This is a genomic window from Mesorhizobium escarrei, from assembly GCF_935825525.1.
Taxonomy (GTDB): Bacteria; Pseudomonadota; Alphaproteobacteria; order Rhizobiales; family Rhizobiaceae; genus Mesorhizobium; species Mesorhizobium escarrei.
Map to the genome: position 1 here is coordinate 35412 of NZ_CAKXZT010000174.1, position 24043 is coordinate 59454.

Consider the following 24043-nt stretch of genomic DNA (forward strand, 5'->3'; position numbering starts at 1 on the left):
TTTGAATTTGCGGCGGTGGCAGTCGGTTCCTACATCCCTCCCGTCCACAGGATCCCCGCCCATGACCGCTCTTTCCGTTCTCGACCTGTCGCCGATCGTTGAAGGCAGCAACGCTTCGCAATCGCTCGCCAATTCGCTCGATCTTGCCCGCCATGCCGAGCGGCTGGGATACAGGCGCTACTGGCTGGCCGAGCATCACAACATGCCGGGCATCGCCAGCGCCGCCACCTCCGTCGTCATTGCCCACGTCGCCGGCGGCACCAGGACGATACGCGTCGGCGCCGGAGGCATCATGCTGCCGAACCATTCGCCGCTGGTCATCGCCGAGCAGTTCGGCACACTTAACGCGTTGCATCCAGGCCGTATCGACCTTGGCCTCGGCCGGGCGCCGGGCACCGACATGGGCACGGCGCGCGCGCTGCGCCGCAACCTCGAGGCCGGCGCCGACAGTTTCCCGCAGGATGTCGTCGAGCTGATGGGCTATTTCCAGCCGGCCGAAGACGGTCAGCGTATCCGCGCCGTGCCCGGCGAGGGCGAGCAGGTGCCGATCTGGATTCTGGGCTCAAGCCTCTATGGCGCGCAGCTAGCCGCCATGCTCGGCCTGCCTTACGCCTTCGCCTCGCATTTCGCACCGACCGAACTCGACCACGCACTGGAGATCTACCGCTCGCGCTTCCAGCCGTCGAAACAGCTCGACAGGCCCTACGTCATGCTCGGTCTCAACGTGTTCGCGGCGCCCTCCGACGCCGAGGCGCGGCTGTTGTTCACCTCGCTGCAGCAGGCCTTCGTCAATCTGCGCACCGGCCGGCCCGGCCGATTGCCGCCGCCGGTCGAGGGATATGAGCGCGACCTCGACCCGATCGCCAAAACCATGCTTGGCCAGGCGCTGTCCTGCGCCGTCGTCGGCGCCCCTGAAACGGTCAGGCAAGGCATCGAGGCGTTCGTGCAGCGCACCGGCGCCGACGAGCTGATGGTTACCGCGCAGATTTTCGACCACGCAGCGCGGGTGCGATCCTTCGAGATCCTGGCCGACGTCCACAAATCGCTGTCGGAAGCGGCCTGACAGGCTTCTTATTTGATGCATGTCACTATCCCAAAACCGCTGCACACCAAACCGCTGCACACCCTAGGGTCAAACCGGAGGGCATGCTTGGGCGACATGCATCAGGCGCTGACGCTTTGCACGATCGCCCCCATGGGCGCCCCCAGTGGCCGGCATGAATTGCGGATCATCAGGCGTCCCTTGAGCGTCAGCTTGCGCGGCGGCGCATCCCTGTTTCCGGCGAGGCGGTCAAGCAGCAGATTGGCCGCCTGCTCGCCGATCGCCTTGACCGGTTGTGCGACCGTGGTCAGTTGCGGCTGGAACACGTCCGACCACGGAAAATCGTCGAAGCAGGCAACCGAAATGTCCTCGGGGCAGGACAGCCCGATATCGCGGATCGCTTTCATGGTGCCGATCACCATCGGGTTGTTGGCCGAGAAGATCGCGCTCGGGCGGTCGTGCAGCGAAAGCAGCTGCATCGTCGCGTTGTAGCCGTCGACTTCATGGAAATTGCCGAAGCGGACAAGCTCGCTCTCGATCGGCAGGCCGGCAGCCTGGAGCGCCTCGCGATATCCCGTCATGCGGTCATGCATGGGCGAGATGTCGAACGATCCGGAGATGTAGCCGATCCGCCGATGGCCGAGATCGATCAGATAGGTGATGGCGTCGAACACCGCGCGCTGGTTGTCGAGAACGACTGAGTCGGTATCGACGCCTTCGCAAACGCGGTCGAGCAGCACCACCGGCACGTTGGCGTCGTCGACAATTCTCTTCAGGATCGCGCCGTCGCCGACGCGCGCAACGATCAGTCCGTCGACCATTCGGTCGAGCAGCAGCCTGATCTGGTCGTCCTGCGTGTTCAGGTCCTCGTCCGTGCAGCACAGCATGACGGCATAGCCGGCGCGGTCGAATGCCTGCTGGATGACCGAAACGACATCGGTGAAGAACGGGTTGGTGATGTGGGGAACGGTCAGCCCGATGGTGCGGGTCGTGCCCATCTTCAGGCTGCGGGCGATCGCGTTGCGCTTGTAGCCGATGTCGAGGATCGCCTGTTCGATGCGCTGGCTGAGCTCGGGACTGACGGTTGCGGTGCCGTTGATCAGCGCCGAGACGGTGGCGACCGAAACACGCGCCGCTTCAGCGACGTGCAGCATGGTCGGGGCCGTGGACTTTCGCTGCTTTTTTCGCCCTGACGCCATCATTTTCGAAACGTTTCATCGTCCTCTGGCTGCAATACCTACGGAATCCTGCAGATTTGCGCAAGAATTGAAATGCATCAATCCCGCCTCGTCAGATAGCGACTTGACATGTTCGAAACGTTTAGATTAGCGTTTGAGATGTTCGACGACAACGGAAGGGAGGCCGTTCTTGTCATGGAGCATGGCAATTCCATCCCGTCCGGAGATGCCGCCGCCGACCGCTCGGCTGTCGTTCTGAGCGCCGAGCACATCTCCAAGGCGTTCGGTGGCATCGCCGCACTCGTCGATGTCGGCTTCGAGCTGCGGCGCGGCGAGATCCATGCGCTGATGGGGGAAAACGGCGCCGGCAAGTCGACGCTGATGAAAATCCTCTCCGGCATCTATACGGATTATGACGGAACGGTGAACGTCGATGCCCATTCGGTCCGTTTCGCCGGCGTCCGCGACGCCGAGCATGCCGGCATCGCCATCATCCACCAGGAACTCAATCTCGTCCCCGAGCTCAGCGTTGCGGATAACATCTTCCTGGGGCGCGAGAAGCTGATCGCCGGACTTATCGTCGACCGCAAGGCAAGCAGCCATGCCGCCGGCGCGCTGCTGCAGAGGCTCGGCATCGAGCTCAACCCGGAAGCGCGGGTCGGCAGCCTGCGTGTCGGCGAGCAGCAGCTGGTCGAGATCGCCAAGGCACTGTCGATGTCGGCGCGCATCCTGATCATGGACGAGCCGACTTCCGCGCTTTCGCCGGCCGAATGCCAGAGGCTGTTCCGGATCATCCGCCAGCTCGCCGACAACGGGGTGGCGATCGTCTATATCTCGCACCGCATCGACGAGGTCATGCATCTGGCCAGCCGAGTCACCGTTTTTCGCGATGGACGCCGCGTGCTGACCGAGGCGATGGCAAAGCTCGATGAAGACACCATCATTTCGGCGATGGTCGGGCGAAACCTGCTTGCCTCTTCCCAGGAAGAGCGTGGTACCAGCGGCAAGGTCGTCCTCTCCGTAAGCGGCCTATCGCTGTCGAAACCAGACCGCCACGGCTGGCGCACCGCGCTCGACGGCGTCGGCTTCGATCTTGCCGAAGGCGAAATTCTGGGGATAGGCGGGCTGCTCGGCTCGGGGCGCACTGAAATCCTGGAGACCATCTTCGGTTCCAGCGGCGGCCGTGCCGGCGGCGAAATCCGGCTCGACGGCGAGCCGGTGGAAATTCGTTCGCCGCGCGACGCTCGCCGGCTCGGCATCGCCCTGGTGACGGAGGACCGCAAGACGCAAGGCCTGCATCTTCAGGCCTCGATCACCGACAATGTCGCGCTGCCGCTGGTCGGCGCGCTGGCGCGGTTCGGCCTCCGCTCACTGTCTGGCGAGCAAGGTCTGGCGCGGCACGCAGTCAAGGCGCTTGGCATTCGCTGCGGGACCATCGAGCAGCCGGCCGGCACACTGTCCGGCGGCAACCAGCAGAAGGTCGTGATCGGCAAATGGCTGGCGACGCGGCCGCGGGTGCTGCTGCTGGACGAGCCGACACGCGGCATCGATGTCGGCGCCAAGCGGGAGATCTACGACCTCATCTTCAAACTGGCGCGAGACGGGCTCGCCATCGCCGTCATCAGCTCGGAATTACCGGAGCTGCTGCATCTCTCCGATCGCATCCTGGTCATGGCCGATGGTCGCCAGACGGGGATCCTGTCGCGCGCGCAAGCCAGCGAGGAGGCCATCATGCGGCTCGCGGCGCCGCGCCGGACCATGACGAGGCCTGCCGCATGAGCATCTTGAACATCCTGTCCCGGACGAAGCTCTATTGGGGCCTGATCGCCATCTTCCTGATCGGCGTGCTGGGCTCGCCGATCAGCTCCAAGGGCAACAACATTTTTCTGTCCTACGGCAATCTGCTCGATGTGCTGCGCCAGGTGTCGACCACCGGCCTGATCGCCACCGGCATGACGGCGGTGATCATCACCGGCGGCATCGATCTTTCCGTCGGCTCGCTGATGGCGATCTGCACCGTGGTCTGCGCCATGCTGCTGACGGTTCCGGGCGTCACGCCGGCGGTGGTGCTGGGGGTGCCGACAGTTGCCGTAGTCGCCCTTTGCCTCGGCATCCTGGTCACCCGCTTCATCCTCCTGAACATCGAAAAATCCCGCGCCGGCCCGCAGGCCACCCACGCCATCAGGCTGGATAGCATTCGTGGGCTGGTCACGCCCGGCATTGTCGGGGTGATCCTCTGCAGTCTCGTGCTGTGGTACCTGCTGCCGCAGGTCGGCTCCAAATTCGGCGTGCTCGGCGGCTGGTGGCGCCTTGCGTCGGCTTGCTGTTCGGCGCGCTCAACGGCTTCATCATCGTTGCCGGGCGGCTGCAGCCCTTCATCGTCACACTGGCGATGATGGTGACGGCGCTCGGCATTGCCCGGCTGACCGCCGGCCAGAACAATGCAGTACTGCCGGTCTACACCGGGTCAAACGCCACCGCCGATTTCGAAATGCTGCGCTCGCTGGTGTTCGGCGTGATCCCGATGCCGGGCCTGTTCTTCCTCGCAGCGATCCTGATCTACGGCGCGGTGCTGCGTTTCACCCCGTTCGGCCGCTATGTCTACGCCATCGGCGGCAATGAAGAGGCGGCGCGGCTGTCCGGCATTGCCGCGGGCCGCGTCAAGATCGCCACCTACGCCGTGTCCGGGCTGCTGGCCGGCGTGGCGGCGGTGCTCTATGTCGCGCAATACAGGCAAGGCAAGCCGGATGCCGGCGCCGGGCTGGAGCTCGATGCCATCGCCGCCGTGGTCATCGGCGGCACCAGCCTGATGGGCGGACGCGGCAGCCTCATCGGCACATTCTGCGGCGTGCTGATTTTCGGACTGCTCTCGAATATCCTGCAATTGCACAACATCAATTCGAACCTTCAGCTCGTACTGAAGGGGATGATCATCATCGGCACCGTGCTCGTGCAGGAGCGCAATGCCTTTGATCTTCTCTTCTATCTGCGCCTGGTATTTGCGCCTCTCTGGGGCGGGCAGGCGCACAAGGAAACGACCGCGGCAAAGCGGCCGTCAAAAGAGACCCCGTCTCTAAATCTTGGAGGAAACAAGAAATGAAACGACGTGAATTGTTGAAGCTTGCCGCTGTCACCGCGGCGCTGCTGACCACGACCGCCCTTTTAACCAACGGCAACGCCTACGCGCAGGACAAGAAGTGGAAGATCGGCTTCTCCCAGGTGACGACCATCGAGCCGTGGCGCGCCCAGTTCAACAAGGACATCCTGGCCGAAGCCGCCAAGCATCCGGAAGTCGAGCTGATCATCACCGACGGCGAGGACAAGACGGAAAAGCAGGTCGCCGATGTCGAGAACCTGATCCGTCAGGAGGTCGATGCGCTGCTGGTGTCGCCGAAAGAATCCGCGGGGTTGACCGGCGTCGTGCAGCAGGCGATCGACGCCAAGATCCCGGTCTTCGTGCTCGACCGCAACGTCGAGACCAAGGACTATACGCAGTTCGTCGGCGGCGACAACAAGCTGATCGGCCGGGCTGCCGGTGAATATGCCGTCGAGCTGCTCGGCGGCAAGGGCAAGGCATCAGGCAATGTCGTAGAGATCTGGGGCGGCATGGGCACCCAGCCGGCACATGACCGCCATGAAGGCTTCCATGAATTCACCGACAAGGAGCCGGGCATCAAGTACCTGCTCGACAAGCAGTCGGGCGACTGGAAACAGGACCAGGCCTACAACATCATGGCCACGGCACTGCGCAACAACGAGAAGATCGACCTCGTCTATGGCCACAACGATCCGATGGCCTACGGCGCCTACCTTGCCGCCAAGGATGTCGGACGCGAGAAGGACATCAAGTTCATCGGCATCGACGGCCTGCCCAATGAAGGCGTGCAGCTTGTTGCCAATGGTGAACTGACGGCGACGTTCACCTATGTGACGCCGGGTGCCGAAGGGCTGCGGCAGGCGATCAAGTTTCTGAACGGCGAGAGGGTCGAAAAGACCATCACGCTGCCGACGCAGAAGATCACCAAGGAAAATGCCGCCCAGATCCTGAAGGAGCACGGGCTCTGAGACACCGGAGACGGTGGCATGAGAGGCATAGCGTAGCGCCGCCCCTCATCCGCCTGCCGGCACGTTCTCCCCGTATAGTGAGGAGAGGATGCCGGCAGGCAGGTGAGGGGCAGCGCTGACCAAGGCCGCGCTCACGCCAGCTTGGCCAAAAGCTTCATGAAAATCGCGGCCTCCTTGGCGGAAAGCGGCGCCAAAGTTTCCTGCGTGATGTCGCGGGCGATCGGGATCAGCCGCTCGACGGCATTGCGGCCTTCAGCGGTCAGATTGACCAGCAGGCGCCTTTTGTCGACCTCATGCTTGGAAAGCTCGACCAGGCCGCGCGCCTTGAGCCGGTCGATGACGCCTTTCACCGTCGCCGCGTCCATGGCGATCAGGCTGCCAAGCTGGTTCTGCGAGGTCTCGCCGACATCGTGCAATTTGGCCAGGGTGGCGAATTGCGGCGGTGTCAGGTCGGCAATGTGCGCGGCGAAGATCGAGACATGGCGCTGGTGCGCCTTGCGCAGGATGAAGCCGACCTGCTCCTGCAGGCGGTAATCGTTCTCGTCGGGCTCCTCGGCCTCGACAAGCTTGAGCTTGACGTCTTCGGCGCTCACCGCAGTCCGTCCCATGCCTTGATGTCCTTTGCCGCGAGGCCGCCCATGCGGTCGTGCACGCGCGGGCCGCAGGTCATGGCGAGGCAGAACAGGATCTCGTCGGGACGAGGCCCGTCGCTAATGCCGACCTCCATGGCATCGAAATGACTGCGCACATAGGCGGCGTTGATATGGCCGAGCGGCACATCGAGCCGCGCGCCGAAGGCGCCGACCTTCTTTGCCGATGGCACGATTGCCTTGGCGTCGCCGAGCCGCTCGCGCATGGCATAGCCGCCAGGCACATGCCACAGCGCGCCATGCTCCAGTTCGCCGGCAATACCGACGATGGCGCCCTTGCCGTAGCCGTCGATCTGTTTCACGTCGCCGCCCAATGCGGTGATCAGCTTGTCGGAGAGCAGCAGCCCGAGCGGCTTCAGATCGTCCATGGCGCTCCGGAGGTCTTCCACGTAACGGCCGGCGAATGGGTTCTTCACCACCGCCATGGCGGCGGCGCGGCGGCGTGGCACCTTCGCCACCGGCCCGCCTTCGTGAAATATCTCTTCGGTCAGCACCGCAACCTTGCGGATCGCAAACTCAGGCATGGGCAATTTCCTTCCTTGATTTCTCGTTGGGCGCAACGAGCGCCATGGGGCCGGCGATCCGTGCCTGACCGGCAAGGAACAAGGCTGAAGCGGCAATCAGGCCATGTCGCCGAAAATCTTCGGCGACAGCGATCCCACTGTCGAGCGCGGCGGCGATTTCGCCTGATGAAAGCGCGCCGACGGCTTGGGTGACCAAACGATCGCCGAGATCGCTGTCCGGCGCCAGATCGCGCGCCGGCATGCGCTCGATGGCGGGGTGACCGGGCAGGTCGACGGCGTTGGCGATCAGGGTCGCAGCGGCGTCGGCTTCAGCACCGGTCCGCGCCAGCACGGTGACTGCGTCGGCGATGCCGAGCGAAAAGGAACGGCCGCGCCAGCCGCTTGTCGCGATGCCGCGGATCCCGTCTTCGGCGCGGATCGTGATACGGTCTGCCAGTCCATGGCCTGTCCCGGCAATGGCAAGCGTCATGGACCGGCCATTGCCGAGATGGATCGCGCTGTCGCCGCCATTGTTGACATAGGCGCGATCGAGCCGGCGGCCGGCCAGCAGCGCACCAAGCATTTCGTCGGCTACCGAACCGGCGACCGCAGCCATTGGCGTGATGAATTGTTTCGCTAGCGGAACAACAGCCGCTTCCATGCGTCGCGCCGTCGGGCCAGCGAAAGCACGGGGCCGCGACGAGGCAGGCCGGCGCAGTTCCGGCAGTTCGTCGACGAGCTGCGGCAGGATTGTCCGGAACCGCGCCACCGCCTGGCCATAGGCGGCGCGGCATTCGTCGACATCGCCAAAGGCCTCGATGATCAGGTCGATCGGGCCATAATTGAGATGCAGCCGCCTGCCGTCCTCAAGCCAATGTGCCTGCGGCCCGTTCATCACCCGGCCCCGTTGCCGGCTGCACGCCGCAACTGCGCCAGCGGCGGCCACGGATTGCGGGCCGGCGCAGCCGTGCCGCGGCGCGGGTTGAGATACTCGCCACCTCTGGCGAGAATGTCGTCAACGCTGCGGATCTCGGCTTCGTAGCCGCCGAGCCTGATATAATCGTCGCGGCGCAGGGTGAACTCGATCGGCGCCACCAGCGCCGGCGTCGGCACATAGCCGAAGGCGCCTTCCGGCACGCGGGTGACGTCGACCATCAGCGTGATGCCGCCGCCCGGCCAGACATAGGCCGGCGCGCCGCCGACGGTCACATACGTCGTCAGGCCCTGCACCGAGCGGGTCAGATTGACCGGGTTCTCGGTGACGCCGGCGCGCAGCGAGCCGCCGGCGCCGCCGACGAACAGCACGGTGCACAGCGCCGGCTCGCAATTGTCCTCGATCAGGCCGACGGATTTCTGCAGCCGCTCGGGGAACGGTTTCTGCACCGGCTTCAACGCGTCGTCGAGCTCGTAATAGGCGAACTGCTCGCCGGTGGTCGAGACCATCAGCAGCGACAGGCCGGGACGCGCGCCCTTCTTTGCATTCCACTCACCAAGGATCGACAGCGGGTCGGAAATGCTGGTGCCGCCCCAGCCGAGGCCGGGTTCCGACACCTTGAAATAGCGGCCCGGCGTCGAACGGCGGCCGATGATTTTTATGCCGGTGTCCTGCCAGCCGAGCACCTTGCCCGCCTGATGCTCGGAGACGACGCCGGTGATGTGGTCGTCCACCACCACCACCTCGTCGACCAGTCCGCGCCACTGGGTGGCGAACATGCCGATGGTGGCCGAGCCGCAGCCGACGCGCATCCGCTGTTCGAGCTTGCCGTCGATGACCGGCGGCTTGCCGGCCTCGACGACGACCGCGGCACCGCCGTCGATTGTGAGTTCGACCGGCTTGCGGTTGCACAGATTGAGCAGCGCATCGCAGGTGGCGCGGCCTTCGGCTTTCGAACCGCCGGTCAGATGATGCACGCCGCCCAGCGACAGCATCTGCGAACCATATTCGCCTGTCGTGACATGGCCGATCGCCTCGCCTCCGGCGCGAACCGTCGCCGTTTCGGGACCGATATGCCGGTCGGTGTCGATCTTCACCTTGACGCCGCAGTAGGAGAAGATGCCCTCGGTGACGACGGTGACGAGATCGACGCCTTCGACCTCCTGGCTGACGACGAAAGGCGCCGGCTTGTAGTCGGGATAGGTGGTGCCGGCGCCGATCGCGGTGACGAAGCGGCGGCCGGTGTTGACCAGTTCGCCGTCCCATTCTTCGCCCTCGGCGACAAACGGCACGACCGCGCCGCCGGCCTCGGTCGCGTGGTCGAGGATGGTCAGCGGATCCGTCCGCACGATCCTGCCGCCGACATTGCCGTAGCGATCACAGGCGCCTGTGCGGCCATCCGCTATGTAGCACATGACCGGGCAGGCATCGCAGCGGATCTTTTCCGCCACTTGCTTCTCGCCGGGATCATGCGTCTCGAAACGTTCGGCAAGCTCGCTCATCGGCGTGCCTCCTTGTCGCGGATGGCGGCGCGGATGCGGCTCGGCGTCGCCGGAAGTTTGGCGACCAGGACGCCGGTGGCATGACGGATGGCATTGAGGATCGCCGGCGCCGTCGGGATCAGCACATGCTCGCCCAAACCCTTGGCGCCACAGGGTCCTTCCGGATCCGGAACTTCGATCAGGATGGTCTCAATCGGCGGCACGTCGCCGATCGTCGGGATTAGGTAATCGTGCAAATTCTCGGTGCGGCCGGGGATGTACTCCTCCATCAGCGCCATGCCGATGCCTTGTGCGATGCCGCCCTCGATCTGGCCTTCGGCAAGCAGCGGATTGATCGCCTTGCCGACATCATGCGCGGCGGTGATCTTGATCAGCTTCACCGTGCCGAGCTTGAGGTCGACCTCCAGTTCTGCGATCTGCGCGCCGTAGCCATAGACGGCATAGGGCTTGCCCTGGCCCTTGGCATCGAGCGGCAGGGTCGGCGGGTCATAGCTTTCCTCGGCGCGAAAGACCAAGCCGTCGGCATCGGCCTTCAGCGTGGACAAATCGATATGCCGTGTCGCTTCGCCCTCGCGGATGATCAGGCTTGTGCCATCGAGAGCGACCGCCGCCTTCTCCGATACATTGGCAAACCGCAGCATGGTCTCGCGCAAGGCGCGGCCGGCCTTTTCGGCGGCCTTGCCGGTCACGAAGGTCTGGCGCGAGGCGGACGTCTTGCCGGCGTCCGGCGTGATCGCCGTGTCGGCGCTTTTCAGGCGGAATTTTTCCAGCGGCAGGCCGACCGCGTCGGCGCAGATCTGGGCAATGACCGTGTTCGAACCTTGACCGATATCGACCGCACCCTGATGCAGGACGACATCGCCAGAGGCGGAGATGCCGACCCTGATGGTCGACGGATTGGGCAGCGAGGTGTTGCCGCAGCCATACCAGCACGAGGCGACACCGACACCACGTTTCCGGGTCTCATTTGCACTGTTGAATGTATCGGCATCGGCAAGCGCGCGCTTCCAGTGCGGCCGCAGCGCTTCAAGGCACTCGGCGATGCCGACGCCCGATTCCAGCCTCTGGCCGGTGACCGTTTCGGATCCGTTACGAAGGCAGTTATTCAGGCGAAAATCAAGCCGATCCAGCCCAAGCTTTTCGGCCAACTCGTCATAGAGCGTTTCCTGCATGATCGTCGCCTGCGGCACGCCGAAACCGCGGAAGGCGCCGGAGATCGGCCCATTGGTGTGGATGGCGCGGCCTTCGGCGCGATAGTTCGGCGTCGCATAGGGACCGGAGGCGTGCACCGGCACGCGGTTGGCGACGGTCGGTCCCCAGCTCGCATAGGCGCCGGTGTTGAAATCGCCGGCAAAAACCATGCCGATGACGCGGCCATCGGCATCGGCGGCGATGGTCGCCTTCATCTCGGCGGGATGACGCTTGGTGGTCGAGATCATCGATTCATTGCGGGTATAAGCGAGCGCCGCCGGCCGCCCGGTCTTCATCGCGACCAGGCCGATCAGCGGCTGCAACGAGACGTCAAGCTTTGAGCCGAAGCCGCCGCCGGTGGCGGTCGGCACGATACGCACCTTGTCGACGGCAAGGCCAAGCACCTTTGCGACGTCGTCGCGGTCCATGTACGGCGCCTGCGTGCAGGCGACGACAACGAGCGTATCGCCGTCCATATAGGCATAGCCGGCTTCCGGCTCGATATAGGCGTGCTCGACATAGGATGTGTCGATGGCGCCGGAAACGGTGAAGGCTGCGTCGGCAAGGGCGGCTTCGGGGTCACCGCGCTCGACGAAGCCAGTGGTGAGCAGGTTTGCCGGCCGATTCTCGTGGATCAGTTTTGCCCCGCCGGCCTGCGCCTCGCAAGGCTGCAGAAAATGCGGCAACTCGGTCCAACGAACGGGGAAATCCGCAAGATCGAGATCGAGGATGGCCTCGCGCTCGCCAGCAACCAGCGCCACCGCCTCGCCACGAAAGCGCGAAAAATTTTCGGCCAGCGCCGGCTGGTCGGCAAAAGGCGCAATGACGCCGAAGCAGTTCTTGCCCGGAATATCGGCAGCGGTGAAGACGCCAACGATGCCGGGATGGGCTTTCACCCAGGAGTCGAGATCGCCGAAGGCGAAGCGGGCGTGATAATGCGGCGAGCGAACCACCAGCACCGCCAACGCTTCGGCCGGGAAGGAATCGCCGCCGAATTTTTCGCCGCCGGTGATTTTAGGCAGGCCGTCGAGCCGGATTGGAGAGGAGCCGACGGCGTGGCCCGAGATTGGCATTCTGCGGTCAGAACGGGGAGAGGGAAACGCCGGCGCTGGAGCTTGTCGCTTCTCCCCGTCACTATACGGGGAGAAGGTGCCGGCAGGCGGATGAGGGGCTGCGCCGTCCTTCGAAAATTCGCTCGCGAAGCGTCCCGCATCCATCACCGCGGCGACGATCTTGCGGTAGCCGGTGCAGCGGCAGAGGACGCCGCCGAGCGCATCCTGGGTTTCGGCCTCGGTGGGATTGGGCGTCCTCTCCAGCAGTGCGGTTGCCGCGATCAGCAGGCCGGGGGTGCAGATGCCGCATTGCGCCGCGCCATGGTCGAGGAACGAGGCCTGCAGCGCCGACAATCTGCCGTTGGCGAGACCCTCGACCGTGGTCACCACGGTGCCGGCGGCAGAAGCCGCAGACATCAGGCAGGCGCAGACGGGTTCGCCGTCGACAAGCACCGTGCAGGCGCCGCAGTCGCCGGCGTCGCAGCCGACCTTGGTGCCGGTCAGGCGCAGTTCGTCACGCAGCACCGAAGAGAGACGGCGAACCGGCGGCACGCAGACAGAAACGGCGGCGCCGTTGACCTCGAAGGCGATGTCGGCGCGCTCCATGGTCATGCCAGGCTGAGCTCCGCTCATGCCAGACTGAGCTTCAGTCACGTCAGACTGCACTTCGGTCATGCCAGGCTGAGCCATGCTCATGCGGCCACCGCCTTGTCATTCGACGCGTGACCCGCGGCGCCGAGCACGGCGCGGGCGACGATCTCGCGCGCGGCGTCTAGCCGGTATTCGGCGCTGCCGCGCACGTCGTCGATCGGCGAAAGCTCGTCCATCGCTGCGGACCGGATCGCAGCGACGAGAGCGTCGTCGACCGGGAGGCCGCGCAAGGCTGCTTCGACACTTGCAAGACGCTTGGCGACCACCGAACAGGAGCCGACGGCGACGGCAGCGTTGCCGACGATGCCATCCTCAATTGTCAGGCGGGCGGCCGCCATGGCTATGGAAATGACGAGATAGCGGCGCGCGCCGAGTTTTACGAAAGCCGACCTGCCGGTGGCCGCTTCTTTCGGTACGCGGATGGCGGTGACCATTTCGCCCGGCTGCAATTCCGTGCGGCGGTTCCCCAGGATGAACTTTTCCAGCGGCAGATGGCGGACCATCGCCACCGAGCGCAGCTCGACCTCGGCGTCGAGAACCAGCAGCGCCGGCACGCCGTCGGCCGCCGGCGAGGCGTTGCAGAGATTGCCGGCGATGGAGGCGACGTTCTGGATCTGGACGGAGCCGACTTCCCGCGCCGCCTGTTTCAGCGCATCGAAAGCCGTCGGCAGCGGATGACGGACAAGATCGGTCCAGGTCGTGCGCGCGCCGATGACCCAATGGCTGTCGGTTTCAGCAATACCGCGCAGCGTCGCCAGGCCGTTGATGTCGAGGACGTTTTCGCGGAAAGGCTTGGCTCCTTGTGCCGGATAGAAATCGGTGCCGCCGGCAAGGATGCGCCACCGAGCCTCGCCAAGCAAAGCGAGCGCCTCGTCGACCGTGGTGGGTTTCGCGTAACGGATCACGCTTTGCCTTCCCAGAAACAATGGCCTTCCCAGAAAAAGGGCCTTCTCAAAAATGGGCCTTCCCAGAAAAGGGTTCCAGACGGATGCTACCGGCATCCGAAACCGGCAAATTCATTCGTATGCAAATGATATCAAGCCAGCAGGAATTGTCAAAGCCGGAGTTTTGGCGCCAGCGCCGGCATCGGCGCGACGGCACGCATTTGTTACGCCCTTGGAGTTGACGCAGCCGGCCATCTGGTCAAGTTTCGGCATCGGTCGCGCCAGCGGCATTTTCGGCAGGATCGAACACCGGAGATTTTCGGTTCGGGTCATGCCTCCGCGACAAACAAGAGGGAGGCTGGATGGCCGACGAAGCGCTTGTCATCATCGACCTGCAGAACGATTTCTGCCCGGGCGGCGCGCTGGCGGTGGCCGGCGGCGACGAGATCGTGCCGCTGGTCAACGACCTGATCCGGCGGACCGAACATGTCGTGCTGACGCAGGACTGGCATCCCGCCGGCCATTCGAGCTTTGCCTCCAGTCATCCCGGCAAGCAGCCGTTCGAAACCATTGAGATGCCCTACGGCCCGCAGACGCTGTGGCCCGACCACTGCATCCAGGGCAGCCTGGGTTCGGATTTCCATTCGGGTCTTGCCTGGACCAGGGCCGAACTGGTGATCCGCAAGGGTTTCCGCCCGGAGATCGACAGCTATTCGGCTTTCTTCGAGAACGACCATGCGACGCCGACTGGCCTTGCCGGGTATCTCAAGGAGCGCGGCATCGACACACTGACCCTGGTCGGCCTGGCGACCGATTATTGCGTAGCCTTCTCGGCGCTCGATGCGGTCAAGCACGGCTTTTACACGACAGTGCGGCTCGACGCCTGCCGCGGCATCAATCTCAATGGCTCACTCGAGACGATGCTGAACCGAATGCGCGATGCCGGCGTAACGCTGGCTTGAACATCACCAATCGCATTCGACACACTTCCAGAGGGGGCTTTATGCGGTTTGCGGCGGCTTTGACGGCGGGCGCCGGGATGGCAGTCGCCACCCTGTTTCCAGGAATGGCGCTCGCAGCCGAGGCCCACGAGTTGCCGGGCGAAACAATGTCGCTGTGGTGGGCGCTGCCCTTTGCCGGCCTGCTTCTGTCGATCGCCACCGGGCCACTGCTCTTCCACCGTGTCTGGGAGCATCACTACGGCAAGATCACCCTTCTCTGGGCGGCGCTTGCGGTCGTGCCACTGGCTGTTGCGTTCGGCATGGCTTCGGCCACGGAGGCGGTGCTGCATGCGCTGCTCACCGAATACATGTCGTTCATCATTCTCCTGTTTGCGCTGTTCACCATTTCGGGCGGCATCCTTGTCGCCGGTAACATCCACGGCACTCCGCTGGTGAATGCCGGACTGCTGCTGATCGGGGCGATGCTCGCCTCGGTCATCGGCACGACCGGCGCCTCGATGATTCTGATCCGGCCGATCCTGCGCGCCAACGACAACCGGCCGTTCAACGCCCATGTCGTCATCTTCTTCATTTTCCTGGTGTCCAACATCGGCGGCTCGCTGACGCCGCTCGGCGATCCGCCGCTGTTCGTCGGCTTCCTGCGCGGCGTCGATTTCTTCTGGACCGCTGCCAATCTCTATCAGGAGACATTGTTCGTCGGCGGCCTGGTGCTGGCCGTCTTCCTGGCCATGGACATCATCCTGCATCGCCGCGAGGCCGGCGCGCCGAAGATCAAGGACCCGACACCGGACACGAAAGTGCGCATCCGAGGCCTGGCCAACCTCCCGCTGCTGGCCGGGGTGATCGGCGCGATCCTGCTTTCGGCGACCTGGAAACCGGGCGTGGCTTTCTCCGTCCAGGGCGTGAGCCTTGAATTGCAGAACCTCGTGCGCGACGCCATCATCCTGGCGCTTGCCTTGCTTTCGCTCGGCGTCTCGCACAAGAGCCACAGGCAGGCGAACAACTTCCACTGGGAGCCGATCGCCGAGGTGGCGAAACTTTTCGCCGGCATCTTCATCTGCATCGTGCCGGTCATCGCCATTCTCCGGGCCGGTGTCGACGGCGCGCTGGCGCCGCTGGTCTCGCTGGTGAGTTCGCCAACGGGTGAGCCCAACGACCTGGCGTATTTCTGGATGACCGGAGCGCTGTCTTCCTTCCTCGACAATGCGCCGACCTATCTGGTGTTCTTCGAGCTCGCCGGCGGCGATCCGCAGCATCTGATGACCACCTTCGCCTCGACGCTGGCGGCGATCTCGACCGGCGCGGTGTTCATGGGCGCCAACACCTATATCGGCAATGCGCCGAATTTCATGGTTTACGCCATTGCCAGGCATCGCGGCGTGAAGATGCCGGGCTTCTTCGGCTACATGGCGTGGTCAGGCGCGGTGCTGATCCCGATATTTTTGCTTGCCGGCTTTTTGTTCTTCGGGTGACTACCCTACTCCGACATAGCGGCGGACCGCCGACGGATCGGCGCGAAGCTCCTCGACGTCGACGGTCTCGCGGTTGCGGCCGTTCTCGATGAACGCGACCCGGTCGGCGACGGACAGCACGGCATCGACGCGCTGCTCGACCAGGATCGTCGAGACGCCAAGCTCGCGCAGCTTCGCGACCGTCTCGCGGATTTTTGCGATCATCGACGGCATCAGCCCTTCGGTCGGCTCGTCGAGCAGAAGCACCTGCGGCTCGAGACACAGGGCCCGCGCCATGGCCAGCATCTGCTGCTCGCCGCCCGACAGCGTGCCGGAGCGTTGTCTGAGCCGCTGGCGCAGCAGCGGAAAAAGGTCGAGCACGATTTCGCGCGTCGTCTTGCCCCTGCCGCGGGCCATCAGGCCGATCTCGATGTTTTCCGCCACCGTCATCTCGGCGAACAGCCGCCGGCCCTGCGGCACATAGGCGACGCCGGCCTTTGGCACGTCATGCGCCGGCAGGCCGGTCAACTCCTTGCCGTCGAGCCTGATCGAGCCGGCGCGTGAGGGAACGAGGCCCATGATCGCTTTCAGCGTCGTCGTCTTGCCGGCGCCGTTGCGGCCGAACAGGCAAAGCACCTCGCCCTTGTTCAGCACGAGGTCGAGGCCGTAGAGCACCTGGACCTCGCCATAGAAGCAATCGAGCCCGGAGATGGTCAGGGCTTCAGCCCGCGGCTGCGTCATGGGGTCGTCCCCAGATAGGCGTCCTGCACCTCGGCATTGGCACGGACCTGCTCGGGCGTGCCTTCGGCCAGGATCTTGCCGGCGTTGAAGACGGTGATGCGGTCGGCAACCTGCATGACCACCGGCATGTTGTGTTCGATCAGAAGCACGGTGGCGCTTTTGGCGATCTCGCGCACCAGCCCGATGAAATTGTCGATCTCGCCGTCGGCCAGCCCCTGCGTCGGCTCGTCGAGAATCAGCAGGCGCGGTTTTAGCGCCAATCCCATCGCCACTTCGAGCAGGCGCTGATGGCCATAGGACAATTGCCCGGCCGGCATGTGGGCGCGGCCGGCAAGGCCGGTGCGCTCCAGCGCCGCCATGACGCCGACATGCACGGCACCTTTCGAGCGGCCGTCGGTCAGCGTGCGCTGCACCGGCAGTACGACGTTGTCGTAAGCGGTGAGATTGGCAAAGACGCTGGTGATCTGGAAGGTGTAGGCGATGCCAAGGCGGACCCTGGCGTAGGCCGGCAGGTTGGTAATGTCGGCGCCGTCGAAGACGATCATGCCCGACGACGGCTGGATGCGGCCGCTGACCAGACTGACGAAGGTGGTCTTGCCGGCGCCATTGGGGCCGATGACGGCGCGAATCTCGCCCGGCATGATGGCGAAGTCGACGCCGTCGACGGCGCGCAGGCCGCCGAAATTGCGGGACAGGCCCTTGGTCGTCAGCAGCGGCATCATGGCAGCCATCCGAGCCAGCGCTGGCGGATGGTGCCGAGAATGCCCCTGGGGAAGAACAGCACCAGCAGGATGAGGGCGATGCCGACGATCAGCAGATAGGCCGAGGTGTAGCCGCTGGTGATGTCGACGACATAGTACATGAACAGCGTGCCGATCAGCGGACCGAGCGTGGTCGCAGCACCGCCGAGCAGCACCCAGAGCAGCGGCAGGATGGAATATTGCACCGAGGCGAAGGTCGAGCCGACATAACCGAACAGCAGCGCGTAGGCGGCGCCCGAAGCCGCGCAGATGGTGCCGGAGACAACGACCGCGACAAGCTTGTTGGAAAAAATGTCGTAGCCAAGCATTTTGGTCCGCTCGTCGTTTTCGCGAATGGCGACCAGCACACGGCCATACCTGGAGCGGACTGTGCCGAGCGTCACCAGCAGCACGATCGAGAACAGGACCAGCGCGCTCATGTAGCGCACGGTCGGGTTGGTGAGGCCGAGCGAGGTGTCGCCCAAAACAAGCACACGTCCCGACTGCGGCACCACCAGGCCTTGGTCGCCGCCGGTCCAGGCCGCGAAATAGAGGATTATGAGATAGAACACCTGCGCGAACATCATGGTGACGATCATGAAGGCGACGCCGGAAGTGCGCAGCGCCAGCAGACCGATCACCAGCGCCAGAAGCGCGCCGCAGGCAAGGCCGGCGGCGAAGGCGGCCGGCACGCTCCAGCCGAGATGGATGACGGCAAGGCCTGCGCCATAGAGCCCAGCCGAAAAGAACATGGCATGGCCGAGGCTGAGCAGCCCGACATAGCCGAACAGCATATTGTAGCCCATGGCGAAAACCGCCAGCACCATGATGCGGGCGAGCAGCCCGTGGTGATATTCCAGCAGGACGAAGCTTAGGGCGAAAAGCAGCGCGATAACGCCCAGATGCAACGCATAGGCTTTTGCCGGTGAGGCCTCCTTCATCGCGATGCCGTCCCGAACAGGCCTTGCGGCCGGAACACCAGCACCATGGCCACCAGCAGCGTGGCGATGATCTTGGCCAGCGTCGGCGAGAAGAACACCGAGATGATGCCGTCCGACAGGCCGATGAACACGGCAGCGACGACGGTGCCGCGCAGCGAGCCGAGCCCGCCGATGATGACGACGATAAAGGACAAGAGCAGCGGGTCCTGTCCCATCAGATAATGCGCCTGGCTGATCGGCACGATCAGCACCGCGGCCACCGCCGCCAGCATGGCGCCGAGCGCGAAGACGCCGGCATAGACGCGGTCGACCGGAATGCCAAAGGCCTGCGCCGTCTCGCTGTCATATTGCGTGGCGCGCATGACGAGGCCGATTTTCGTACGGGTCAGCACGAACCAGGTCGCCATCAGCAGAAGCGCGGATGCGGCGATGATCGACAGCTTGTAGCCGGAGTAGCCGAACCACGGCAAAAGGATGCGGTAGCTGAACGGCGGCTCCACTGGCCGCGCCTCCGGACCGTAGAAGGTCAGCGCCAGTTGTTGGATGATGTAGAGCATGCCGATGGTGGCGACGATGGTGGCTTCCGGATTGTAATTCAGCCGGCTCAGCACCAGCCGTTCAGAGACCAGCGCGATCAGGCCGACGATCAGCGGCGCCAGCACCAGCGCCGCCAGGAAGCCGAGCGCCGGATGGCCTGATATCGCCGTGGAGATCGCCCAGGCAAGCACCGCGCCGAGCATGAAGAACTCGCCATGGGCGACATTGACGACGCGCATGACGCCGAACACAAGCGACAGGCCGAGCGCCGTCAGCGCCAGCACGGCGGAGGTGACGAGGCCTTCGAGGGCGGCGAGGAGAAGGTGAGGTCCGAAGTGCATCGGCTAAGCACCAGCGGGTGCGCGAAGCACCCCCCTCTGGCCTGCCCTCTTTGCAAAGACTTGGCATCTCCCCCTGAAGGGGGGAGATTGGCAGTTCGTACGAAGGCGGCCACTCACTGTCTTTGGTGATTGGCGAAAGCAGTCATGACAGCCAATCTCCCCCCTTGAGGGGGAGATGTCCGGCAGGACAGAGGGGGGTGGCTCGAAGCGCACTGTGCTTAAAGAACCAAGTTCACAGCGGCTGGGTCGTGTAATCCCCTTCCGGCTCGTAGAGGCCGTCCTCGATCTTGGTCTTGTGGACGACGTTTAGCCGGCCGCCTTCGACCTTGGAGATGTTCTGGATGCCAAAACACTGGTGGATCTTGCCGTTGAAGGTCTTCGGCCCCTGCGGATGTTCGGGACCTTCGGCGAACTCGGTCAAAGCCTCGGTCGCCTCGACCAGCTTGGCGCGGTCTTCCGGACCCTTGTAGCCGGCATCCTCCATCGCCTTCTTGACGACATAGAGCGTTTCCCAGCATCCGAACATGTGCGCGGCGGTGGAGACGTCCTTCGGATCGCCGACGGCGGCGCCGTTGTCGTCGATGCCGACGGCGGCGCGATAGGCCTTCTGCGTAGCGGAATCATCGGGCTGCGCGTAGCGCGGCGAACCCTCCCAGAAATGGCTGCCGTCGAGGAATTCGAGGCCGGGGCTGTTGATGTCGGTGGCTTCGAGCGAATCGATGAAGCCGAACAGCTGCGGCCGGCTGGAGCCGTAGAACTCGCCGAGTTCCTTGACGAAGGTGAGCACCGCCGGCCCGACCATGACGTGGTAGATCACCTCGGTTTCGGCCGGGATCTGCGGGAAATATTTGGTGAAGGACGATTCCGTCGGCGGAATGGCGATCTGGGCGATGACCTCGGCGCCCTGCGCCTTCAGCGCCGGCGGCAGGTAGTCGCGATGGTCATAGCCGAAGGCGAAATCGGGGAATATCTGCGTCACCTTCTTGCCGGCATTCGCCGCGATCCACGGCGCCATCGCCTGGATCTGGCTCTTCACGTCGGTGATGCCGGGCTGCAAGACGTAGCGGTTGAGCTTGGTCGAGGCGACGTGGTGGCCTTCGCTGACGACAAAATAGGGCATCTTGGCCTCGCCGGCGGCCGGCGCCGAGCCGATGACGACGTGCGAAAACAGCGTGCCGTAGACGATGTCGGTCTTGTGTTGGGTGGCGAATTTGCCGACCACTTCGGCGCCTCGGCCGGGATCAGTGCCATCATCCTCGATGATCACCTCGACCGGCCGGCCGTTGATGCCGCCGGCTTCGTTGATCGCCTTGACCGCCGCGGCGGTGGTCCTCTCGTACCAGCGGCCATAGGCAGCGCCAATGCCGGTGCGGTGCGACTGGAAGCCGATCTTTATCGGCGCCGAGCTCTGTGCCTGGCTGTAGCGCACGAACCCAGGCGCGACGGCAAGGCCGGCGCCCGCGGCCAACCCCTTGAGCGCCGTGCGGCGGGTGAGACCGGTTCTGGAGAGATCGAAAAAACCATTCTTGTCAGTCACGGCAGTTCCCCTTGTTTTTGAGTTTTGACCAATGGCTGTAGCGAGGCTAGCCACTCCTGGTAAGAGTGCCGAAAATTGCATGTGTACAAACTAAATCATCAAAGCCCTGACGTGGCAAGCGAGCTTTCCCCTGGGGATCAGTCGGCGCCATCGAAGCCGGGCTTTGTCTCATCCGACCGAAGGCGTGGCAAGCAACCACAGGCCGAAGACCGTATAGGCGATCATCAGCACGGTGAGCGGAAACTGGCTGAGCGCGGCGCCGGCGGGACGCGGGTGCAATCGCCAGGCGAGGCCATGCGCGACGAGCACGGCGAGCATGTGGCCAATGATAATGACGCCGGCCTGGATATTCCACAGCCACCATGCCGAGCCGGCGCCGGCGGCGACGCCGGCTTCGATCTGCATGTCGGCGGTGCCAAACAGATTCCAGCCCAGCGCAAACGGGTCGGAAAGCGCAGCCACCGCATATTGGCCGTCGATAAGCAGCGACGTCAGATAGTGCGCAACATGATAGGCGAGCGCGATCGGCACGATCGACCAGACCAGCAGCCCTGAGGCCTGACTGAGGGAATGCGGGCTGCCGGCAAGATGCTGGCCAAGGACAATGGCAAGGATGAACGCAGCCGCAAGCAACACGAACGTCAGCACGAGCCCGAAGCTGCCGATGCCGATCACCGCCGTGCGGCCCGGGAATTCCAGCGGATTGATGCCGAACGGGCCGAGCCAGAAGAAGGTTTTCGACAGGCCGTCGAAAGATACCGACGACAGCGCCAGCAGCAGGAAAGCAATGCCGCTGAGCGACAGCGGCGCGGCATTGCCGAGCTTGGCGCCCGGCCAGCAGAGATTGAGCCGGCCACCTTCATTGCGCTCGGCTTCATTGCGCCCGCCTTCATTGCGCTTGCCTTCATTGCGCTCAAGCAGGGCGAATCGCGCCACCATGGCGAAGAAGACGGTCAGGAACTCGCCGCGCCGGCTCCAGTCGCGGTAGCCGAACACCAGCATGGCGGCAAAACTCAGCAGCCAATAGAGGCCGGCGGCCCAGGCGAGCCGCGCCGGGTCGTCGGGCGCCGGGTCGATCAACTCGAACCAGGCGAAGGCGAAGAACAGCACGAAAGCCGGCCAGCAGCCGAGCCAGGGAGGGGGGCGCCATGTCTTGCGATTGACGATCTTGCGCTTGCCGAACAGGCGGGAAACGACACGCCAGGGCCCGTACCAGGGGTTCAGCCATGACCAGAGATTGCCGAACAGCCCCTGCAGCAAAACCAGCCCAACCCAGAGCAGCGTCCAGATCGCCAGGGGAAGCGGGTTGGAGAGCGGATCACGGCTGCCGAACAGGCCGGCCGCAACCAGAATTGCAAAGCCGGCAAAGGATATCAGGCTGACGACAGTTCGTGCGCCGTCGCCGAATGCGAAAAGCGGCAGACGCCGCCGCCAGAAGCGGTCGGGAAAGTCTGACGGCAGCAGTGCCAGGACAAGGAAACTGGCGACAACGGCTAGCGCGCCGCCGGTGACGTAGTAGCCGGTGGGCAGAAGCAGGACGTGGCCGCGATCGGAGGCATGGGCGAAGGCGGGGGTGGGCAACAGGAGGGCCAACGAAGTCGCAAAGGGCATTGCTATTGCCAAGCGACAGCGCTCTACGGCGCCCCCCTCTGTCCTGCCGGACATCTCCCCCACACGGGGGGAGATTGCGCCGTCATTGCCGCTTTCGCCAATCACCAAAGTTGCAGAGGGAGAGCCGGCGGCGAAACTGCCGATCTCCCCCCGAGTGGGGGAGATGTCCGGCAGGACAGAGGGGGGCGCGACGGAACTCATCCTATCCCAAGAGTTCCCTCACCCTCACACCTTGACCAACTGCTCCACGCGGTCTTTCTCGCCAAATATGCGCAAATAGCGCTCGATCTCTTTTTCGTCGCCGGTGGCCTTGGCGGGATTGTCGGAGAGCTTGACCGCCGGGCGGCCATTGGCCTCGGTGACCTTGCAGACCAGCGAGATGGCGTCGAGCCGGTTGGTTTCGGTCGGCGCGCAGCCCTCGAAATCATTGGTCAGGTTGGTGCCCCAGCCGAAGGACATGCGCACCTTGCCGCGGAAGTGACGGTAGGTTTCCTCGATGGTCTCGACCTCGAGCCCGTCGGAGAAGATGAGCAGCTTCTGACTGGGGTCCTTGCCCTTTTCACGCCACCAGGCAAGGACCTTCTCGCCGCCCTCGATCGGCGGCGCGCTGTCGGGGCGAAAGCCGGTCCAGTCGGCGACCCAATCCGGCGCATCGCGCAGAAACGAAGCGGTGCCGAAAGCATCGGGCAGCACGATCAGCAGATTACCACCATAATAGCGCTGCCAGTCCTGCAGCACCTTGTAGGGCGACTGCTTCAGCTCCTTTTCGGAGTTGGCGAGGGCGGCAAGCACCATCGGCAATTCATGCGCATTGGTGCCGAGCGCCTCGAGGTCGTTGTCCATGGCGAGCAGCACGTTGGAAGTGCCGGTGAACGCCTCGCCGATGCCTTCCTTCAGTGCTTCGACGCACCAGCGCTGCCACAGGAAGGAATGGCGGCGGCGGGTCCCGAAATCCGAAATGCGGATATCCGGCAGCGCTTTCAGCCGCTCGGTCTTAGCCCACATCTTGGCCTTGGCGCGAGCATAGAGCACGTCGAGCGCGAACGGCCCGAACGCCCGCATGGCCGCGCGAGATCGAAGTTCGTTGATAATTGCCAGCGCCGGGATCTCCCACAGCGTCGTGTACATCCACGGACCGCTGAAAGTGAGCTCGTACTGGCCGTCGCGCTTGGAAAGCTCGTATTCCGGCAGCTGGAAATTCTCGAGCCAAGCGAGGAATTCCGGTTCGAATATCTGCTTGCGGCCATAGAAGGTGTTGCCGCCAAGCCAGATCATCTCTTTCTTCGAGAAGCGCAAGGTGCGGGCATGGTCGAGCTGATCGCGCAATTCCGCCTCGTCGATCTCCTCGGCAAGGCGAACCGAGGTGGTGCGGTTGATCAGCGAGAAGGTGGTGTCGATCCTGGGATACATGCCCCAGATCATCTGCAGCATCAGCAGCTTGTAGAAATCGGTGTCGAGCAGGCTGCGGACGATGGGGTCGAGCTTCCAGGTGTGGTTGTAGACGCGCCGCGCTATATCGGTCTTGGTCAT

General features: G+C 64.2%; 19 protein-coding genes and 1 pseudogene. 6 read left to right on the plus strand and 14 right to left on the minus strand.

The features are described from left to right. The first annotated feature begins 61 nt into the window (after nt 1–61). Nucleotides 62–1063 (plus strand): LLM class flavin-dependent oxidoreductase, encoded by a 1002-nt coding sequence (locus NMG80_RS33935; RefSeq protein WP_254022178.1) that lies wholly within the window; start codon nt 62–64, stop codon nt 1061–1063. Between the two features lie 101 nt (nt 1064–1164). Here NMG80_RS33935 and NMG80_RS33940 read toward each other — a convergent pair whose 3' ends face one another. Continuing rightward, complete coding sequence (locus NMG80_RS33940; protein WP_254022179.1) at nt 1165–2196, minus strand: LacI family DNA-binding transcriptional regulator; 1032 nt, start codon at nt 2194–2196, stop codon at nt 1165–1167. Between the two features lie 219 nt (nt 2197–2415). Here NMG80_RS33940 and NMG80_RS33945 point away from each other — a divergent pair, with 219 nt between their 5' ends. The 3 genes and pseudogenes from NMG80_RS33945 to NMG80_RS33955 all read left to right on the plus strand — a co-directional run bounded on the left by NMG80_RS33945 (nt 2416) and on the right by NMG80_RS33955 (nt 6285). Continuing rightward, nucleotides 2416–3999 carry a sugar ABC transporter ATP-binding protein gene (locus NMG80_RS33945; RefSeq protein WP_254022245.1) on the plus strand — a complete coding sequence of 528 codons (1584 nt, stop codon included), beginning with the start codon at nt 2416–2418 and terminating at the stop codon, nt 3997–3999. Next, nucleotides 3996–5320 (plus strand): annotated as a pseudogene (locus NMG80_RS33950) (ABC transporter permease). The gene NMG80_RS33945 and the pseudogene NMG80_RS33950 overlap by 4 nt, the downstream one beginning before the upstream one ends. Beyond that, the gene (locus NMG80_RS33955) at nt 5317–6285 is read left to right on the plus strand and encodes a substrate-binding domain-containing protein (protein ID WP_254022180.1); all 969 of its coding nucleotides are present in this window, start codon (nt 5317–5319) and stop codon (nt 6283–6285) included. The pseudogene NMG80_RS33950 and the gene NMG80_RS33955 overlap by 4 nt, the downstream one beginning before the upstream one ends. Before the next feature lie 131 nt (nt 6286–6416). Here NMG80_RS33955 and NMG80_RS33960 read toward each other — a convergent pair whose 3' ends face one another. From NMG80_RS33960 to NMG80_RS33985, 6 genes are all read right to left on the minus strand, one after another. Further along, complete coding sequence (locus NMG80_RS33960) at nt 6417–6878, minus strand: MarR family winged helix-turn-helix transcriptional regulator (protein ID WP_254022246.1); 462 nt, start codon at nt 6876–6878, stop codon at nt 6417–6419. Then, entirely contained in the window at nt 6875–7459 is a 585-nt protein-coding gene (locus tag NMG80_RS33965; RefSeq protein ID WP_254022181.1) for an amino acid synthesis family protein, read from the minus strand. Before NMG80_RS33965 ends, NMG80_RS33960 begins: the two co-directional genes overlap by 4 nt. Further along, on the minus strand, nt 7452–8333 hold the full coding sequence (locus tag NMG80_RS33970; protein WP_254022182.1) for a UPF0280 family protein: 882 nt from the start codon (nt 8331–8333) through the stop codon (nt 7452–7454). Before NMG80_RS33970 ends, NMG80_RS33965 begins: the two co-directional genes overlap by 8 nt. Next, entirely contained in the window at nt 8333–9874 is a 1542-nt protein-coding gene (locus NMG80_RS33975; protein ID WP_254022183.1) for a 6-hydroxynicotinate reductase, read from the minus strand. The genes NMG80_RS33970 and NMG80_RS33975 overlap by 1 nt, the downstream gene beginning before the upstream one ends. Then, nucleotides 9871–12729 (minus strand): molybdopterin-dependent oxidoreductase, encoded by a 2859-nt coding sequence (locus NMG80_RS33980; RefSeq protein ID WP_254022184.1) that lies wholly within the window; start codon nt 12727–12729, stop codon nt 9871–9873. The genes NMG80_RS33975 and NMG80_RS33980 overlap by 4 nt, the downstream gene beginning before the upstream one ends. An 80-nt stretch (nt 12730–12809) precedes the next feature. After that, nucleotides 12810–13673 (minus strand): FAD binding domain-containing protein, encoded by an 864-nt coding sequence (locus tag NMG80_RS33985; protein WP_254022185.1) that lies wholly within the window; start codon nt 13671–13673, stop codon nt 12810–12812. Between the two features lie 341 nt (nt 13674–14014). On the opposite strand from NMG80_RS33985, the gene pncA reads away from it, so the two are divergent. After that, the gene (gene pncA, locus NMG80_RS33990; protein WP_254022186.1) at nt 14015–14614 is read left to right on the plus strand and encodes a bifunctional nicotinamidase/pyrazinamidase; all 600 of its coding nucleotides are present in this window, start codon (nt 14015–14017) and stop codon (nt 14612–14614) included. 77 nt (nt 14615–14691) lie between these two features. Further along, nucleotides 14692–16086, plus strand: a complete 1395-nt coding sequence (locus NMG80_RS33995) for a sodium:proton antiporter (RefSeq protein WP_254022187.1) — start codon at nt 14692–14694, stop codon at nt 16084–16086. On the opposite strand, the gene NMG80_RS34000 is transcribed toward NMG80_RS33995, so the two are convergent. From NMG80_RS34000 to pncB, 7 genes are all read right to left on the minus strand, one after another. Continuing rightward, nucleotides 16087–16806: an ABC transporter ATP-binding protein gene (locus NMG80_RS34000; protein ID WP_254022188.1), complete on the minus strand. Its 720-nt coding sequence runs from the start codon at nt 16804–16806 to the stop codon at nt 16087–16089. After that, the gene (locus NMG80_RS34005; RefSeq protein WP_254022189.1) at nt 16803–17528 is read right to left on the minus strand and encodes an ABC transporter ATP-binding protein; all 726 of its coding nucleotides are present in this window, start codon (nt 17526–17528) and stop codon (nt 16803–16805) included. The genes NMG80_RS34000 and NMG80_RS34005 overlap by 4 nt, the downstream gene beginning before the upstream one ends. Beyond that, a complete protein-coding gene (locus tag NMG80_RS34010) occupies nt 17525–18487 on the minus strand; it encodes a branched-chain amino acid ABC transporter permease (protein WP_254022190.1) in 963 nt (320 codons plus the stop codon). The genes NMG80_RS34005 and NMG80_RS34010 overlap by 4 nt, the downstream gene beginning before the upstream one ends. After that, nucleotides 18484–19365 carry a branched-chain amino acid ABC transporter permease gene (locus tag NMG80_RS34015; RefSeq protein ID WP_254022191.1) on the minus strand — a complete coding sequence of 294 codons (882 nt, stop codon included), beginning with the start codon at nt 19363–19365 and terminating at the stop codon, nt 18484–18486. The genes NMG80_RS34010 and NMG80_RS34015 overlap by 4 nt, the downstream gene beginning before the upstream one ends. A 232-nt stretch (nt 19366–19597) precedes the next feature. Beyond that, the gene (locus NMG80_RS34020; RefSeq protein ID WP_254022192.1) at nt 19598–20902 is read right to left on the minus strand and encodes an ABC transporter substrate-binding protein; all 1305 of its coding nucleotides are present in this window, start codon (nt 20900–20902) and stop codon (nt 19598–19600) included. Nucleotides 20903–21070: 168 nt separating this feature from the next. Next, nucleotides 21071–22513 (minus strand): hypothetical protein, encoded by a 1443-nt coding sequence (locus tag NMG80_RS34025; RefSeq protein WP_436798745.1) that lies wholly within the window; start codon nt 22511–22513, stop codon nt 21071–21073. A gap of 225 nt (nt 22514–22738) precedes the next feature. Further along, complete coding sequence (pncB, locus tag NMG80_RS34030) at nt 22739–24043, minus strand: nicotinate phosphoribosyltransferase (RefSeq protein WP_254022194.1); 1305 nt, start codon at nt 24041–24043, stop codon at nt 22739–22741.

What these genes read in the sequence shown, in the direction of transcription:
- NMG80_RS33935 (WP_254022178.1), top strand. Translation starts at nt 62, where the DNA reads ATGACCGCTCTTTCCGTTCTCGACCTGTCGCCGATCGTTGAAGGCAGC.
- NMG80_RS33940 (WP_254022179.1), bottom strand. Translation starts at nt 2,196, where the DNA reads ATGCTGCACGTCGCTGAAGCGGCGCGTGTTTCGGTCGCCACCGTCTCG.
- NMG80_RS33945 (WP_254022245.1), top strand. Translation starts at nt 2,416, where the DNA reads ATGGAGCATGGCAATTCCATCCCGTCCGGAGATGCCGCCGCCGACCGC.
- NMG80_RS33955 (WP_254022180.1), top strand. Translation starts at nt 5,317, where the DNA reads ATGAAACGACGTGAATTGTTGAAGCTTGCCGCTGTCACCGCGGCGCTG.
- NMG80_RS33965 (WP_254022181.1), bottom strand. Translation starts at nt 7,459, where the DNA reads ATGCCTGAGTTTGCGATCCGCAAGGTTGCGGTGCTGACCGAAGAGATA.
- NMG80_RS33970 (WP_254022182.1), bottom strand. Translation starts at nt 8,333, where the DNA reads ATGAACGGGCCGCAGGCACATTGGCTTGAGGACGGCAGGCGGCTGCAT.
- NMG80_RS33975 (WP_254022183.1), bottom strand. Translation starts at nt 9,874, where the DNA reads ATGAGCGAGCTTGCCGAACGTTTCGAGACGCATGATCCCGGCGAGAAG.
- NMG80_RS33980 (WP_254022184.1), bottom strand. Translation starts at nt 12,729, where the DNA reads ATGACCATGGAGCGCGCCGACATCGCCTTCGAGGTCAACGGCGCCGCC.
- pncA (WP_254022186.1), top strand. Translation starts at nt 14,015, where the DNA reads ATGGCCGACGAAGCGCTTGTCATCATCGACCTGCAGAACGATTTCTGC.
- NMG80_RS33995 (WP_254022187.1), top strand. Translation starts at nt 14,692, where the DNA reads ATGGCAGTCGCCACCCTGTTTCCAGGAATGGCGCTCGCAGCCGAGGCC.
- NMG80_RS34000 (WP_254022188.1), bottom strand. Translation starts at nt 16,806, where the DNA reads ATGACGCAGCCGCGGGCTGAAGCCCTGACCATCTCCGGGCTCGATTGC.
- NMG80_RS34005 (WP_254022189.1), bottom strand. Translation starts at nt 17,528, where the DNA reads ATGATGCCGCTGCTGACGACCAAGGGCCTGTCCCGCAATTTCGGCGGC.
- NMG80_RS34010 (WP_254022190.1), bottom strand. Translation starts at nt 18,487, where the DNA reads ATGAAGGAGGCCTCACCGGCAAAAGCCTATGCGTTGCATCTGGGCGTT.
- NMG80_RS34015 (WP_254022191.1), bottom strand. Translation starts at nt 19,365, where the DNA reads ATGCACTTCGGACCTCACCTTCTCCTCGCCGCCCTCGAAGGCCTCGTC.
- NMG80_RS34025 (WP_436798745.1), bottom strand. Translation starts at nt 22,513, where the DNA reads ATGCCCTTTGCGACTTCGTTGGCCCTCCTGTTGCCCACCCCCGCCTTC.
- pncB (WP_254022194.1), bottom strand. Translation starts at nt 24,043, where the DNA reads ATGACCAAGACCGATATAGCGCGGCGCGTCTACAACCACACCTGGAAG.